This window comes from Blastomonas sp. (genome assembly GCF_046294995.1).
Lineage (GTDB): Bacteria > Pseudomonadota > Alphaproteobacteria > Sphingomonadales > Sphingomonadaceae > Blastomonas.
This window is the reverse complement of the sequence record NZ_JBKBOG010000011.1, coordinates 13,775-29,631: the sequence shown is the minus strand read 5'-3', so window position 1 is coordinate 29,631 and position 15,857 is coordinate 13,775. Positions and strand designations below refer to the sequence as shown.

Here is a 15,857-nt window from a genome sequence, read left to right as displayed (position 1 = left end):
CGCAAGTGTCGCTGGCGATCCCCCCTGATCAGCCCGTCACCGTCACCGGCGGCTGCCATTGCGGCGCGGTGCGGTTCGAGGCGGACGTGGCGCGCAGCGTTCGGCTGCTGTCTTGCAATTGCTCGATGTGCGCCAAGACCGGGTTCCTCCATCTGATCGTGCCGCACCAGGATTTCCGGCTGTTGCAAGGTGGTGATCACCTGTCGAGCTATCGCTTCGGCACCGGCGCGGCCGAGCATCTGTTCTGCCGGATATGCGGCATTCGCAGCTTCTATCAGCCGCGTTCTCATCCTGAGGCGTGGTCCGTTGATTTCCGCTGCCTGGATGACGATCACGGCCTTGAATACCAGGTTCAGCCTTTTGACGGTCGGAACTGGGATGCGGCCAGGGCGAGCCTAGCCAGCGACGAATGACATGCAAAGAATGCAAGTGCATGGAAAACAATTGCACTTGTATGGCAGCAATTATGACCTATTTCCCGCCCCAGAGAGCAGGATGTCTGCACGGCAAATTCCCTTATTCGACAGGAGTTCGTCATGCGTATCGCATTCAATCTGGCCGCTGCCTTCGTCAGCAGCGCCGTCATCATGCTGGCCGTTATCTGAACCACGTCCGCCGATCAATCGGCGGCGCGGCCAGCTTCCCCTTCGCCCGCAGCGCGTGTCGATGACACCGCTGCGGGGAAGGTGGACACCCTCCCCGACACGCCCGACACCGATCGCCGACACCCTTTTTCGCCCGTTAAAGTTACCCTTCGCTAACTTTGTTTGGCTATCCCGCTCATGTGAGCATCACCAAACATAACCCGTCCACGGCGCGTGACCTGCCCGTGATGGCCATCCTGGGCCTGCGCGATTCGGCGGCAGGGGACTGGGACCATTTCCGCGCCATCCAGTATACCGGCTTGGCCCGCTATGCGATTTTGCGGGTGGTGACCAATCTGGTGCTGGGGCTGATGGTCTGCCAGCTTTTTGCCGGCTTCATCCCCTGGTGGCATCTGGCTGGATGGCTGGCGATGCTGAGCGGGGCGCTGTATTTTCCCACCATCGTCTATCGGCAGAGCGGGATGGTCAATCACGACCATGTCTCGCGCCGCTCCGTGCTGCAGCTGGTCGCAGCGACCAGCCTGATCGCATTTGTGTGGGTCATCCCGATTCTGGCATTCACGCCCCAGGCCGGGCCGCTCGAGCTGGCGACGGTATGGACCATCGTGGCCGCGCTGGTGGTTGGCGGAACGCTGCTGCTCAACGCCCTTCCGCTGGGCGCGGTGCTGTTCAACCTTGTGTTGATGGCTGCATCGATCGTTGCGTTTGCGCGGGTGGGCGACATCGTCACCATCGGGGCGATCGTATGCTTTTCCATTCTGCTGGCGCTGTCTGGGTTCGAGAATGCGCGGGCCTTCCTGATGTTCAAGCTCTCCGAAGTCGGCCTTGCCGAAAAGGACGAGGTGGTCAGCCTGCTGCTGCGCGAATTCGAGGAAGGCGATGCCGACTGGTTGTGGCAGATCGATGCCTCGCGCAGAATCGTCGCTGCCAGCGCGCGCTTCGCCTTTGCCGCAGGATATGAGGCCAAGGACATCGAAGGCATGCCGCTGACCCAGCTCATCGCTGGCAAGCACTGGGAGAGCGGCAACCTGCCTCCCAGCCTGCATATCCTTTCCGACAAACTGACCAAACGCGAGAGCTTTTCGAACCTCGTCGTCAAGGTGGTCGGGACCGAAAGGACATGCTGGTGGTCGCTTTCGGCATCGCCCCGGTACGACGAAAACGGCCGCTTCATCGGCTTTCGCGGCGTGGGATCGGACGTCACCGAGAGCCGCGAGAGCGCGGAAAAGATTGCCCGTCTGGCGCGCTTCGACACGCTCACCGGATTGCCCAACCGCCTGCAGTTGACCGAGGCGCTCGACCGGGCGCTGAAGGAGTGCGAACAGTGGAACACCCGCTGCGGATTCCTGATGATCGATCTCGACCGGTTCAAGTCGGTCAACGATACGCTTGGCCATCTGGTCGGTGACCGTCTGCTGGCGCAGGTCTCGCTTCGCCTGCGTTCGCTGATGGGCAAGGACGAGATGTGCGGCAGGCTGGGCGGTGACGAGTTTGCCGTCGTGATGCGCGACACCGGCGACGGCATGCGCATTTCCGAGCTCGCTGCCCGGATCATCGATGTCGTGTCGCGGCCGTACGAGGTCGATCAGCACACGCTGTTCATCGGCGCCAGCATCGGTTCTGCGCATGGCCTGCGCGACGGGCGCACCGTGGAAATGCTGATGCGCAGCGCCGATCTTGCGTTGTATCGGTCCAAGGACGAGGGCGGCGGACGCCATAATGTGTACGAACCCAAGCTGCACAGCCATGCCGAGGAACGTCGCGTGATGGAAATGGCGCTGCGCAAGGCGCTCGAAAAGGACGAGTTCACGCTGGCCTATCAGCCGGTCGTTGATGCGGAAAGCGAATCGCTGGTGGGGTTCGAGGCGCTGATCCGCTGGCACAACGCGGAATTCGGGCACGTATCGCCCGCCAAGTTCATTCCACTGGCAGAAGACGCGCGACTGGTGGTTCCAATCGGCAACTGGGTTCTGCACCGCGCCTGCCAGCAGGCCGTGTTATGGCCCGAACATATCCGCCTGGCGGTGAACGTGTCGGCAGAGCAATTGTACGAACCCGATTTCGTCGAGACCGTGGTCGAAGCGCTGTCGGAGACGGGCCTGGCCCCGCAAAGGCTCGAGCTGGAGGTCACCGAAAGCGTCTTCCTGCGCGAAGGCTCGCGCGCTGGCGAGACGCTGGACCAGATACTGGCGCTGGGCGTGGGGCTCTCGCTCGACGATTTCGGCACCGGCTATTCGGCGCTCGGCTATCTCAGCAAGACGCGATTCACCACGATCAAGGTCGATCGCAGCTTCGTTCAGGGTGCAGCGCGCGGCCTGCCCGAAAGCATCGCCATCATCCGCGCGGTGGTTGCGATGGCCGACAGTCTGGGCATGGCCACGACCGCAGAGGGCGCAGAAACCGAACACGAGGTTCACGTCATCCGCAACCTGGGGTGCAAGAAGATCCAGGGATATTTCTACGGCCGTCCGATGGGCGCCGAGGACGTGCAGGCACTGTTCAGCGAGTACCGCGCTGCGGTCTTCGGGTAACGCTCAGGCGCGCTCGAGCACCGATCGCGCCAGCGTCTCGAACAGTCTGGCGCCGTCGGTGCCGCCGTGCTGCGGCTCCACCATTCGTTCAGGGTGCGGCATCATGCCCAGCACGTTGCCCTTTGCGTTGAGCACGCCTGCGATGTCGCGGGCCGACCCGTTGACCGGCTCGGCATAGCGGAACGCGACCTGGCCTTCGCCCTCGATCCGGTCGAGCGTCGCGTCATCGGCAAAATAGTTGCCGTCATGATGCGCCACCGGGATATGGATGGTCTCGCCCTGCGCATATCCGCTGGTGAAACGGCTGGAGTTGTTTTCCACCGTCAGCGGCACCGTCCGGCAGACAAAGCGGATGCCTGCGTTGCGCATCAGCGCGCCGGGCAGCAGCCCTGCTTCGGTCAGGATCTGGAAGCCGTTGCAGATGCCCAGCACCGCAACACCGCGCTCGGCAGCCTCGACCACCGCGCCGACCACCGGGGAGCGCGCAGCCATCGCGCCGGAGCGCAGATAGTCGCCATAGGAAAAGCCGCCGGGCACACCGATCAGGTCAAGACCGTCGGGCAGCGTCTGTTCGCCATGCCACAACCGGATCGGCGAATGGCCGGTGACCCGTTCGATCGCCACCGCAAGGTCGCGGTCGCAGTTCGATCCCGGAAAGGTGATGACCGCCGATTTCATCAGACCAGCTCGACGCGGTAGTTTTCGATCACCATGTTGGCCAGCAGCTTACGGCACATCGCATCGATATCGGCCTCGCTGGTGCCATCGGCCAGCGTCAGCTCGATCAGGCGCCCCGCGCGGACATCTTCGACGCCGCCAAATCCCAGGCCTTCCAGCGCATGGTGGATGGCGCGGCCCTGCGGATCGAGCACGCCGTCTTTCAGGGTCACATGGATGCGGGCCTTCATCGGCGTCCTCCTGGCAGAATGAATGGCCTGCCCTATACCGTGCGGCAGCGTCGGGGCAAGGGGGCTGCGTGCACTATCGCGTCAAAGCCCGCGCACCGCGCTCCAGCGTTAACCTTCGTTAACAAGCGTGTGGAAATATGTGGCGCATATTTTTTCCCCGAAACGGGGGCATTATGGCTGGATTGGCAATTGCAATGTTTGTCGCGCTGTTCGGCTTCGGTCACGAGATCGTCGGCTGGAGTGATCCGCAGGGCCGGGTGCAGCTGGCGCTGTTCATGGCGTTCCTTTTCGGCATCATCAGCGGCTATCGCACGCGCGACTGAAGGCAGGACATCGGTCAGCGGGGCGATGCGTTGGTGATGACGGGCGCGGTGCGCGCGGCCAGCTGGCTGGTATCTTCGGCATCGTCATACAGCGACTGGACCAGCACCGCGCGCTCTGGGGGCAGATAGGTCCGCGCCAGTTCCAGCAGTTCGTCTGCGCTCACCGTGCCGAAGGCGGTGCCGCCGCTCCGGAAGCGGTCGAGCTTGGCGGGCTTGCTTTGCGCGGCATCGACGATCCCCAGCCAGGCGGTGTTGGTCTTCGCGCTGTTGGCGATGTTTTCCAGGATCGGGGTGCGTGCCCGCGCCAGCTCGTCGTCGGCGATCGGCGAGGGGCGTACGACTGCATCCGCCATCGGCACCGGGGCGGAAAGCTCCGCCGCGATATGCCGCACCGCATCCGACACCCGCTCGACATCGTGCGATGCGACGTTGGTGCTGATCTGGATATAGCCATAGCCCGGATAGATCGACGAGGTGAACGAGCGCGCCACCGGCGAATAACTCGCGCCCAGCCTCTCGCGCAGCTCGTCGGTCACCTTGATCTGCAGCAGTTCTGCCAGCAGGCGGAGACGGACGTCCTCGCGGTAATCACCGTCGTCGGTGGTCGGCCAATAGAATTCGACGATCGCCTGGTCGGCCTCGCCCTTGTGATGGAGCACGCGCGGGGTGCGGTTGTCGGTGAAGCGGCGCGCGCGCGCCTCGCCGTAATCGCGAAACTCCGCTTCGCGCTCGGGCAGCGCGCCAAAGGTCGCGGCAACTGCGGCAATCGCCTGTTCCTCGTCAAAATCGCCGACCAGCCCGATCTCGATCGCGCCCCGCTCGAGCCGATCGCCGATCGCGGCTTTCAGGTCATCGAAGGTCAGCCGCTCGAACACGTGCCGGTCCGCCAGCGAGAAGCGCGGGTCGTTGTCGGAGAGGATCGCGCCAATGTTGCTGCCGATCGCGCCTTCGGGTGTGGCGTTCAGCCGCGCGTAGAAGTTGGGCAGATAGCTGCGATACTGGTTGATCGCCTCGCTGCGATACCCGGGCTGCGTGGTGAATGCGGTCAGCACCTGCATCTGCAGCTTCAGGTCGTCGGGCGTTGTCGAGAGATAGCCGCCGAGGTAATCCTCGCCCGAGCCGAAGTTGAGCGAGACCGCGCGGCCTGCGAAGATCGAGTACAGATCGTCCAGGCTGTGCGCCTGAAGCCCGCCGCGCACGAAGATGTTCATCAGGCTGGTGGCCTCCGGCTTCTCGCGCGACGACAGCAGGTCGCCGCCATCAATGCGCAGCGAGACCAGCACGCGGTTCCTGTCGAAATCGGTCTTTTTGAGGTTGAGCCTGACATTGTTGGCAAAGCGAATGGTGCGAATCCCGAGATCATCGATCGTGCTGTCCGCGACGACCGCCCCCGGCGTGCCGAAATCCTGATAGGCGAACGCCTGCGCATCGCGCGCCTTGGGCTTCATCACCTTCGCCTTGCGCGCATCGGCAAAGGCGGTGCGCACTGCGTCGGGTCCGCCTGCAGGATCGACCTTGGTGGAAAGGTGGATCAGCGGCTTGTCCAGCGTGCCGAAATCCTCACGCAACGCCTTGAGCAGGATCTTGGGCGTCAGGGTATCACGCAGCGCGAGGTATCGCTCGAGCTGGCTCTCGGGGGTGGTGACGATCATACCGTCCTTGGCCATTGCCAGAATCTGGTCAGCCAGCTGGTCGTTGGGCCGGGTCTGGTCGCCGCGCACCGCGTTCTCATAGCCGGTGGTGAAATTGGCGAGCTGCTCGGCCAGCTCCGCCTCGGTGAACCCGTAGCGCAGCGCGGCGCGGACCTCGCGCTCGGCGGCGGCCAGGCCGCGCTGCCATTCGCCATCGCGGGTGGCGACGTTGAGCACCGACTGGTTGGCCATGCGGAACACATCCGATCGCCCGATCGATGCGCCGACATAAGGTGCGTTCTCCTGCCGCGCGATCCGGCCCAGCCTGCGCCCGATGATGTTGTACCCCAGCGCGCGCGTCAGCTTGGCGCGCCGGGCGGCGCGGCTGTCTGGCTCGTCGACGAATGGTGCGAAGCGGACCGCGGTGACCACTTCGTCGATCGCGGGATGCGCAAAGATGTTGGCCTCGTCGGCGCGGGCGATGTCGATGGACCCCAAAGGCGCATCGGGCGCCTCGCCATGCTTGGCCTGCCAGTTGCCAAAGCCAGCGACGATCTTGGCTTCGATCTGTGCAACGTCGATGTCGCCGACCACCACCAAGGTGGCGCGGCCCGGGGTGTAAAAGCGATCGTAGAAGCTGCGGAAGCGTTCCGCCGGAGCGGTCTCGATCACCGATCTGTCGCCGATCGGGGAGCGATCGGCGATACGGGTGCCGGGCACGGTGAAGGCAAACAGCGATTCGCGGTTGCGTTGCGCGTAATTTGCGCGGGTGCGCAGTTCGGACAGGATCACGCCGCGTTCGCGCTCGATCGCTTCCGCGTCGAACGCGATCTCGCTTGCGGTTTCGCGCAAAAGGTAGAGCGCCGTATCCACGGTCTCGGCGTTCACATTGGGCAGGTCGAGCAGATATCCGGTCTGGTCATAGCTGGTGAACGCGTTGGTATCCGCGCCGAACGCCAGCCCCAGCCGCTCGAGGATCTTGACCATTTCGCCTTCGGGCACGTTGGTGGTGCCGTTGAACGCCATGTGTTCGATAAAATGGGCAAGCCCGCGCTCATCTTCGGCTTCGGCGGTCGAGCCGACATTGATCAGCAGCCGCATCACGGCGGTGCCTGGAGGCGTGGTGTTGCGGCGGATGGCATAGCGCATGCCGTTGGGCAGCACGCCGAATCGGATCGCAGGATCGGGGGTCAGGTCGCTGTCGGCATAGTCCCAGGCTTTGGCGACAGCTGCCTCGTCGCGCGGAAGGACAGCTGCGGCGCTGGATTCAGCTTGGCTGGTCTGCGTCGATGGCGGCGGCGATGCGTCCGGATTGGCGAAAGAAGGCGCGGAGCCCAGCGCAACTGCGACTGCGGCCAGCCAGGCCAGCAGCGATCGTCCCGTCCGATATGAAAGCCTCGCGCCTCGATCCATCTCCGCCCGCTTGTTGTTTGCGTGTGACGAAAATGTTGCATGCGCGCCCCCGCCACGCAAGATGACGGAAACGTAAAGCGATCAGCCAAAAATTCGGCGCTTATTTGCCCTTGCGGCGGCGGTGGCTGTCGAGATCGAGGACCTCGTTTTCGCCACCTTCGTTGAGCAGGCCCAGACGCCGGGCGACCTCCTGATAGGCCTCGACTTCGCCGCCCAGATCACGCCGGAAACGGTCCTTGTCGAGCTTTTCGCCGGTTTCAAGATCCCACAGACGGCAACCATCGGGACTGATCTCGTCGGCCAGGATGATGCGCGAGAAATCGCCATCGAACTGGCGCCCGAACTCGAGCTTGAAGTCGATCAGCCGGATGCCGATCGCGGCGAACATGCCGCACATGAAATCGTTGATGCGGATCGCCATCGACGAGATGTCCTGCATCTCTTCCTGCGTCGCCCAGCCAAAGCACGCGATGTGCTCTTCGGCGACCAAGGGGTCGCCCAGCGCATCGTCCTTGTAGCAATATTCGATCAAGGTGTGCGGCAGCGGCTGGCCTTCCTCGAGGCCCAGCCGGGTGCAGATCGATCCGGCGGCGACATTGCGCACGATCACTTCGATCGGCACGATCTCGACCTGACGGATCAGCTGCTCGCGCATGTTCAGGCGGCGGATGAAGTGGGTCGGGATGCCGATATGCGCGAGGCGCGTGAACACGTACTCGCTGATCCGGTTGTTGATCACGCCCTTGCCGTTGATCGTGCCCTTTTTCTGGGCGTTGAACGCGGTGGCGTCGTCCTTGAAATACTGGATCAGCGTGCCGGGCTCGGGACCTTCGTAAAGGATCTTGGCCTTGCCTTCGTAAATCTGACGGCGGCGGGTCATGGGCTGGTAACTCCGATAAAATGCATGACGCCCCGGAGCGGCGGCCAAAGCGCGCAGTGCCGGGGCGTAGTTCAGCGCCGCTATAGACGCTTGTGCGGGCGCGCGCAATTGTGCTGTCTGCGCGTGTATTTGGCCTGTCATGAAACCGGATAGGGAGGTGGTTTCGGCACCGATGGCAATGTCCGCTATTGGGCGGCGCTTCAAACAGTGCGGATGGCCGACAATGGGTGGTTGTCGGACAAGGGATTGCCGATTGGAACCGTTCCCCTAAGCTGAGCGCATGAAACCGGAATACGTGCATCTGCCTCCAAACGAGACTCCACCACAGCTACCCATCGGGCCGCTTCGGGCAGTCATTGTCTCCGAGACCACGGTGACCGACGACTGGCGCAACAGCATCGCCCAATGGTTGGTAGAAGGCGGTTGCCTGTATGCAATCGCTTGGGGGGCCGAGTGCGAAAAGTGGCACGACGCGGTTGATTGGGCGGTCCTTGAAACCTTTAATTACGGCCACATACCGGATGAAAAGTTCGTCATGACGACTTGGCATTCCGATGAACCAATGTCGGAAGCGCTATGGTTCGCCGGGAACTGTGCGTTTCATCCCGATGTCGAACTCCAACGGACCTTGATCCTTCATGTCGCTACACAAGCGAAACCGGACGAGCTGATCGCGATTTATGCGGCAAGCCAGATCCTGAGCGACGATTGATGTAATGTCGACTATGGGGTCGATAACAGAATTTCCGGTTTCTTCCCTGTCCGCGCAAAAGCTGCCGGTCCGGTTGCCAAGGGAAAGGCCGATGCCAGCGTGCGCCGGGCTTGGTTGTGCCGTCAGGCAATGCCGACTGGCGCAATTTTGAGCTGGGCCACCGGCTTTGCCCAGCGCAAGGGGCGGCGTGGCGTTGTGATCGCCGGTTCTTGAAGCGCTGTAACCGCAAATTTTCCCCAGAAAACCGGGTTCCCCCTCTCGCCTTGCCGCATTCGCGCTGCTACGCGGCTGACATATGGCTAAAGACGCGAGCGCCGGGTCTGGCGACGACATTCCCGAAATCGAGAACACCTCGTTCGACCGCGCGCTGTCGGAGCGTTATCTCGTCTATGCGCTCTCGACCATCACCGCGCGCTCGCTGCCCGACCTGCGCGATGGCCTCAAGCCCGTGCACCGACGGCTGCTCTGGGCGATGCGCCAACTGAAGCTCGATCCGGCGAGCAGCTACAAGAAGAGCGCGCGCGTCGTCGGCGATGTCATCGGCAAGTACCACCCGCACGGCGACGCTTCGGTGTACGACGCGATGGTCCGGCTCGCGCAGGATTTCGTGCTGCGTTATCCTCTGGTCGACGGGCAGGGCAATTTCGGCAACGTCGATGGTGATAACGCGGCGGCCTATCGCTATACCGAGGCACGGCTGACGCGCACCGCAATCGAGCTGATGTCCGGGCTCGACGATGGCACCGTCACCTTCAAGCCGACCTACAACGGCGAGGAGGAAGAGCCTGAAATCTTCCCCGGGCTGTTCCCCAATCTGCTCGCCAATGGCGCCAGCGGCATCGCGGTGGGCATGGCGACCTCGATCCCGTCGCACAACGCCGCCGAGGTGATCGACGCAGCCATGCTGCTGATCGACACGCCCGAGACGACGCACGAGCAGATCATGGAGGTGTTCCACGGCCCCGACTTTGCCACCGGCGGGCTGCTGGTCGATACTGCCGAGACGATTTCGCAGGCTTACCGCACCGGACGCGGCGCGTTCCGGCTGCGCGCGCGCTATTCCACCGGCAAGGATGCCGATGGCAACTGGGAAGCCTCGGGCATCGAGAAACTGCCCGGCGGCACCTGGCAGCTGGTGCTCAGCGAAATCCCGTACCAGGTGCAGAAGGGCAAATTGATCGAGCAGATCGCGACGCTGATCGCCGACAAGAAGCTGCCGATCCTCGCCGATATCCGCGACGAATCCGACGAGACGATCCGCATCGTGCTCGAGCCCAAGAGCCGCAACGTCGATCCCGATGATCTCAAGGATGCGCTTTATCGCTTTTCCGATCTGGAAGTCCGCTTCCCGCTCAATCTCAACGTGCTCGACGAGACCCGCACGCCGGGCGTGATGGGGATCAAGCCGCTGCTCGAATCCTGGCTGCGGCACCAGATCATCATCCTCACCAACCGCAGCCGCCACCGGCTCGACAAGATCGCGGCAAGACTCGAGCTGCTGCGCGGCTACATCATCGCCTATCTCAACCTCGACCGGGTGATCGAGATCATCCGCACGATGGACGAACCCAAGCCGGTGATGATGGCGGAGTTCGAGCTGACCGACCGTCAGGCCGAGGCGATCCTCAACATGCGGCTGCGCTCGTTGCGCAAGCTCGAGGAAATGGAGCTGCGGCGCGAGCACGATGCGCTGGTCAAGGAGGCCGAGGGGCTGGAAAAGCTGCTCGCCGACCCCAAGCTGCAGAAGAAGCGGCTGAAGAAGGACCTGGCGAGCCTGCGCGCGCTGTATTCCGAGACCACCGAACTGGGCCGCCGCCGTACCGATCTGCAGGAGGCCGCGCCCGCACGCGAAATCCCGCTCGAGGCGATGATCGAGCGCGAGCCGGTGACCGTGATCATGTCGCGGCGCGGCTGGATCAAGGCGATGAAGGGCCATGCCGACCTTGCGGTGCCCGAGATCACCAAGTTCAAGGAAGGCGATGGCCCGGCCTTCGCGTTCCACGCGCAATCGACCGACAAGCTGCTGATCATGCTCGACAATGGCAGGTTCTACACGCTGGGTGCCCAGAATCTGCCCGGTGCGCGGGGCTTTGGCGAGCCGGTGCGCAACATGCTCGACATGGAGAACGAGGCGCAGATCATCGCGCTGATGCCCTACGATCCGGCAGGCCGATTGCTGCTTGCCGCCTCGAACGGCCGCGGTTTCCTTGCCGAGATGGCCGAGCTGATCGCCGAAACCCGTAAGGGCCGCCAGGTCGTCAACCTGAAGACAGGCGTAAAGCTGTCAGTGATCCGACCGGTCCCTGCCAGCGCCGATCATATCGCGGTGGTGGGCGAGAACCGCAAGCTGGTGGTGTTCCCGATCAGCGAACTGCCGGTCATGGCGCGCGGGCAAGGCGTGCAGCTCCAGCGTTACCGCGACGGTTCGCTTTCCGATGCCACGGCATTCCGGCTCGACGAGGGGCTCAGCTGGACGATGGGCGGAGAGAGCGGTCGGACACGCACCGAAAAGGACATGGGTCTGTGGCGCGTCGCGCGCGGCGCGGCGGGGCGTCTGCCGCCCAATGGTTTCCCACGCAACAACCGGTTTGATGGCTGAGTTATAGTTCGGACCGCACGCGTTTTTTGCGCGTGTTTAGGTTAATTTTACAATTGTGCGGCTAATCCTGCAGCCAATATGCCCAGCCCGAACCCGTCTTCCAGATCGCGCGCGCCATCCGCGCCGGATATGTCCCTCAAGGACCGGTCGGTTGGCAGGCATCCGGGCGTGGCTGCGGTGCTCGACCCGTTGCCCATTCCAGCAGCAATCGTGACCCGCGCCGAAGGCACGCCGCAGATCGTGCTGGCCAACCCCGCCTTTGTCGAACGGCAGCTGATGCCGGGTAGCACGTCGCAGATCGACATGCTGTTGGTGGCCGACCTCGTTTCGATCGCCAGCCGCAACGAAAGCGGCAGGGCCCATCGTCCATGGACCGCAGTCGATCCGATCAAGACCCGCCGGTATGATGTGACCGCCGCGCGGATCGAGATGGACGGGCTGGAATGGCCGCATTTCCTGATCAGCCTGATCGATCGTACCAGCGAGATCGAAACCCACGACAGCTTCCGCCGCGAAACGATGCGCGACAGTCTGACCGGGCTGCCCAATCGCGCAGGATTCGAAGACGCGGTGGAAACACGGCTGGCAGAGCACGGCACCGACGGACGCGCTGCGATGCCCGGGTTCGCCATCATCACGCTCGATATCGCCCGGTTCAGCCAGATCAACGAATGTGCCGGCAGCGTCGTCGGTGACGAATTGATCATCACCGTCGCACGCCGCCTGATGGGGCGGGTCCGCAAGACCGATATCGTCGCACGGATCGGTGGCAACGAATTTGCGCTGTTCGTGCCTTTGCGCGGGTCCAATCCGCGCGAACTGTCGCGGATCACCAGCCGGATTCGCGATATCTTCCTCAAACCCTATCGCCTGTCCGATCTTGAAATCCAGATCGACGGGGCGATCGGGATTGCGCTCAGCAAGACCGGGCAGGCCGATTGCGCCAACTACATCCGTCAGTCGCAGATTGCGCTCAAGCGCGCCAAGCACACCCGCCAGGCGGAAATCTACACGCCCGAAGAGCTCGACAAGGCGCGCCGCCGCTTCACGCTCGAGACCGAACTGCGCAAGGCGATCGAGCTCGACCGGCTCGAGCTGTATTTCCAGCCGCTGATCGACATGACCAACGGCTTCGTCACCGGGTTCGAGGCGCTCGCGCGGTGGAAAGACCCCGATTACGGGATGATTTCTCCGGTCGAGTTCATCCCCGTCGCAGAGGAATGCGGGCTGATCATGCCGCTGGGTCGCTGGGCGCTGGACCGGGCTTGTCAGGTGCTGGGCGAATGGGACCGCAAGGCGGGCGAGGAACTTCCGCTGAAGGTCAGCGTCAACGTGTCCGCCGCGCAGTTTGCGCGCGACGATATCCCCAGCATGGTGTCGAGCATCCTGCGCGCCAACAAGACGCGCCCGCAACGGTTGTGCCTCGAGCTTACCGAATCGGTGGTGGTCAGCGACCCGGCCCGCGCGGCCAAGGTCATGACCGCACTGCGCGGGCTCGATGTGTCGCTGGCGATGGACGATTTCGGCACCGGCTATTCCAATCTCGCCTATCTGCAGCAATTGCCGATCGATGTGCTCAAGATCGACCGCAGCTTCATCAGCCAGATGCTGCAGGAGCGTGACAAGGTGGCGATCGTCCGCGCAATCCTGTCGCTGGCCAGTGCGCTCGGCATGGAAACCACGGCCGAGGGTATCGAGACGCTCGAGATCGCGCAGACTTTAGCGGCGCTGGGCTGTTCGTTCGGCCAAGGCTATTATTATTCGCGGCCCGTTCCCGCCGACGAAGCTTACGAGTACATGATCACCCGCATGGGATGATCAGCCGTCAGCCTCCCGACGCTGCAACCTGCGCGGCGATTTCCTGTATCCGGTCGCGATCGGGAAAATCCTCGGCGATCCACCTGCGCTTTGTCTCTCCCAGCACGCGGGCGACGGCTGGACCTGCATTGACTCCAAGCGCAAGAACATCGCGCCCGCCCAGCGGGAAGTCGGGGACGCTCCAGCCCTTGAGGCTTTCCCAACCGGGGGTCAGCATCGCGTCGGGGCCGCGCAGCAGCAGCCAGTTGGCGACGTTATCGGTCGGCTGGGCGCCAGCCGCCACCTGTCGCGCGGTGCCGCTGCCCGGCCAGGGTGCGGCGTAGCGTCCCAGCACCGCGCGCTGCGCCTTCGATAGCCGCAGCCGTGCCGCGACCGTCTCGGCAACCTGCGCCTCGATCGGCAGCAATGCGGCGAGCCGTACCAGCGGATCGGCCGCTGCACCCAATCGGGCCTCGCGCGCCAGCAGGGTGCGCAACCTGTCCAATCCATCGCCCGCCATTTCGGGCAGGATCACCGGCCAGATCCCGGCCTGCGCCATCAGCATCGCGGCGGGCAGGGGGTCGGCACTGCCCAGCAGCAGCAGGAGTTCGCGCGCGATCCGCTCGCGCGACAGCGCTTTCAGCCGGTCGGCATGCCGGGCGCACGCGGCCAGCGCATCGGCATCTGCAGCGCCGCCGAAGCGGGCGTGAAAGCGGAAGAAGCGCAAGATCCGCAGATGGTCTTCCAGGATGCGCGCATCGGCATCGCCGATGAACCGCACCAGCCGCGCAGCAAGGTCGGCCTCGCCGCCGAAATAGTCACTGACCTCCAGCGTGCGCGGGTCGGCGAACAGCGCGTTGATCGTGAAATCGCGCCGCGCCGCATCCTCGCGCCAGTCGTCGGTAAACGCGACCTCGGCATGACGACCGTCGGTGGTGACATCGCGGCGCAGCGTGGTGATCTCGACCGGGCCCAGCTCCAGCACTGCCGTTACCGTGCCGTGCTCGATCCCGGTCGGCACCGCCTTTATCGCTGCGCCGGTCAGCCGGGCGATGACCTCATCGGGCAGCAGCCGGGTGGCGATGTCGACATCGGTCGCCTCGATCTGAAGCAGCGCATCGCGCACCGCGCCGCCGACATAGCGGCACTGGTCGCCCTGCGGGTCCAAGACCGCCAGCATCGCGGCGATATCCTCGCGCTGCGCCCATGCGGCGTCGATCCGGGTCATGCGATCACCCCTTCAAGCCTGCGCGAGAGGTTGGCGATGATGCCCGCGGTCACCCCCCAGATGCGTCTGCGACCCCACATGATCTCGATATAGCGGCGTTCCGCGCCCTTCCATTGGGTGCTGTGCTGGACGTGGTTGGCCGGATCGAGCACGAAGGCGAGCGGTGCCTCGAACCAGTCGGCGACCTCGCCTGGGTTGGGGGTGTAGGTGAGATCGGGCGGGATGATCCCCAGCACCGGTGTAATCTCGAAGCCGCTGCCGCTGCGGTACACGTCGGCCTCGCCGATTACGCGGACGTGATGCGGCGCAATGCCAAGTTCCTCGTCGGCCTCGCGCAATGCCGCCGCGGTCGGGTGCGCATCGGTCGGGTCGATCTTGCCGCCGGGAAAGGCGATCTGGCCGGGATGGCTGCGCAGATAGTCGGGGCGCTGGGTCAGGATGACGCCGGGCTCGGGCCGATCGGTCACCGCGATCAGCACGGCGGCGGGAATGTGCACCCCGCCTTCGGGCGCGATATGGCGCTCATCCATTCCGGCAAATTCATGATCGGCGCTCGCCGCCAGCGCGCGTTCGAGCCTGTCGAACAGGCTCATGCAGCGCTGATCCGGTCCAGCCGAAAGCAGGTGCCGTCGCTCCAGATCGGCAGGCCTGCGCCATCTTCGCCGGCTTCGCCCTGTTCGGCGAGCGCGAGTTCGACCAGATCATAATAGACGCTGCGCTCGATCCGCGCTTCAAGGCCGCGCCACAAGCCCAGATAGGGGCGCGGTTCATCGACGCTGCCGCGCAGCACCAAGGGACGGTCCGCGCCGCAGACCACCAGCTCGTCGGTGTTGAGCCGGAAGGCCAGCCGCCGCTGCTCGCCGCTGCCTTCCGATTTTACCTCGACCGCCAGCAACGGCGCGTCTTCGACTTCGATCCACTGCTTTTCGAACGGGGTGACCAGCGCATATCGCCCGTCATCCTCGCGCCGCAGCACGCTGGCGAATAGGCGCACCATCGCGGGGCGCGAGATCAGGCCGTCCTGGTGATACCAGCGGCCATCGGCAGCGATCCGCATATAGCTGTCGCTCTCGGCGGCAGGCGACCATTGCTCGACCGGGGGCAGCTTGCGCGCGGCAACCAGCTCGGCGATTTCGGCGAGCGAGAGGTCCCGCATCTCGGGGGGGGCATCGTAGGGCATGGGTTGTCAGATAAGCACGCGTGGCACGCTATGCAAAGCCCGGCGCCCGA

At 64.1% G+C, this 15,857-nt stretch carries 13 protein-coding genes; 6 read left to right on the top strand and 7 right to left on the bottom strand.

All coding sequences use genetic code 11. The features are described 5' to 3' along the window. The first annotated feature begins 5 nt into the window (after positions 1–5). Together ACK4R0_RS12285 and ACK4R0_RS12280 are read left to right on the top strand one after the other, a co-directional pair. The gene (locus ACK4R0_RS12285) at positions 6–413 is read left to right on the top strand and encodes a GFA family protein (RefSeq protein ID WP_409674265.1); all 408 of its coding nucleotides are present in this window, start codon (positions 6–8) and stop codon (positions 411–413) included. 419 nt (positions 414–832) lie between these two features. Further along, positions 833–3,136, top strand: a complete 2,304-nt coding sequence (locus ACK4R0_RS12280) for a putative bifunctional diguanylate cyclase/phosphodiesterase (RefSeq protein ID WP_409674408.1) — start codon at positions 833–835, stop codon at positions 3,134–3,136. Positions 3,137–3,139: 3 nt separating this feature from the next. Here ACK4R0_RS12280 and purQ read toward each other — a convergent pair whose 3' ends face one another. Further along, on the bottom strand, positions 3,140–3,814 hold the full coding sequence (purQ, locus tag ACK4R0_RS12275) for a phosphoribosylformylglycinamidine synthase subunit PurQ (protein ID WP_409674263.1): 675 nt from the start codon (positions 3,812–3,814) through the stop codon (positions 3,140–3,142). Continuing rightward, on the bottom strand, positions 3,814–4,044 hold the full coding sequence (gene purS / locus ACK4R0_RS12270) for a phosphoribosylformylglycinamidine synthase subunit PurS (protein WP_409674261.1): 231 nt from the start codon (positions 4,042–4,044) through the stop codon (positions 3,814–3,816). The genes purQ and purS overlap by 1 nt, the downstream gene beginning before the upstream one ends. A gap of 194 nt (positions 4,045–4,238) precedes the next feature. On the opposite strand from purS, the gene ACK4R0_RS12265 reads away from it, so the two are divergent. After that, a complete protein-coding gene (locus tag ACK4R0_RS12265; RefSeq protein WP_409674259.1) occupies positions 4,239–4,367 on the top strand; it encodes a hypothetical protein in 129 nt (42 codons plus the stop codon). 14 nt (positions 4,368–4,381) lie between these two features. On the opposite strand, the gene ACK4R0_RS12260 is transcribed toward ACK4R0_RS12265, so the two are convergent. Then, positions 4,382–7,411 (bottom strand): M16 family metallopeptidase, encoded by a 3,030-nt coding sequence (locus ACK4R0_RS12260; protein ID WP_409674257.1) that lies wholly within the window; start codon positions 7,409–7,411, stop codon positions 4,382–4,384. Positions 7,412–7,511: 100 nt separating this feature from the next. Next, complete coding sequence (gene purC, locus ACK4R0_RS12255) at positions 7,512–8,291, bottom strand: phosphoribosylaminoimidazolesuccinocarboxamide synthase (protein ID WP_054133449.1); 780 nt, start codon at positions 8,289–8,291, stop codon at positions 7,512–7,514. 280 nt (positions 8,292–8,571) lie between these two features. Between purC and ACK4R0_RS12250 the strand changes: the two genes are divergently transcribed. The 3 genes from ACK4R0_RS12250 (at position 8,572) to ACK4R0_RS12240 (ending at position 13,420) form a co-directional block, all read left to right on the top strand. Beyond that, complete coding sequence (locus tag ACK4R0_RS12250) at positions 8,572–9,003, top strand: hypothetical protein (RefSeq protein WP_409674255.1); 432 nt, start codon at positions 8,572–8,574, stop codon at positions 9,001–9,003. 295 nt (positions 9,004–9,298) lie between these two features. Continuing rightward, a complete protein-coding gene (gene parC, locus ACK4R0_RS12245; RefSeq protein WP_409674253.1) occupies positions 9,299–11,602 on the top strand; it encodes a DNA topoisomerase IV subunit A in 2,304 nt (767 codons plus the stop codon). Between the two features lie 129 nt (positions 11,603–11,731). Further along, positions 11,732–13,420, top strand: coding sequence for a putative bifunctional diguanylate cyclase/phosphodiesterase (locus tag ACK4R0_RS12240; RefSeq protein ID WP_409674251.1), 1,689 nt, complete (start codon positions 11,732–11,734; stop codon positions 13,418–13,420). A 7-nt stretch (positions 13,421–13,427) separates the two neighbouring features. Here ACK4R0_RS12240 and ACK4R0_RS12235 read toward each other — a convergent pair whose 3' ends face one another. Genes ACK4R0_RS12235 through ACK4R0_RS12225 form a run of 3 tightly spaced genes read right to left on the bottom strand, consistent with a single transcriptional unit; the run spans position 13,428 to position 15,807 of the window. Next, on the bottom strand, positions 13,428–14,627 hold the full coding sequence (locus ACK4R0_RS12235) for a CCA tRNA nucleotidyltransferase (protein ID WP_409674249.1): 1,200 nt from the start codon (positions 14,625–14,627) through the stop codon (positions 13,428–13,430). Further along, on the bottom strand, positions 14,624–15,220 hold the full coding sequence (locus tag ACK4R0_RS12230; RefSeq protein WP_409674247.1) for a CoA pyrophosphatase: 597 nt from the start codon (positions 15,218–15,220) through the stop codon (positions 14,624–14,626). The genes ACK4R0_RS12235 and ACK4R0_RS12230 overlap by 4 nt, the downstream gene beginning before the upstream one ends. Next, positions 15,217–15,807, bottom strand: coding sequence for a DUF1285 domain-containing protein (locus ACK4R0_RS12225; RefSeq protein ID WP_409674245.1), 591 nt, complete (start codon positions 15,805–15,807; stop codon positions 15,217–15,219). Before ACK4R0_RS12225 ends, ACK4R0_RS12230 begins: the two co-directional genes overlap by 4 nt. Between the last annotated feature and the right edge of the window lie 50 nt (positions 15,808–15,857).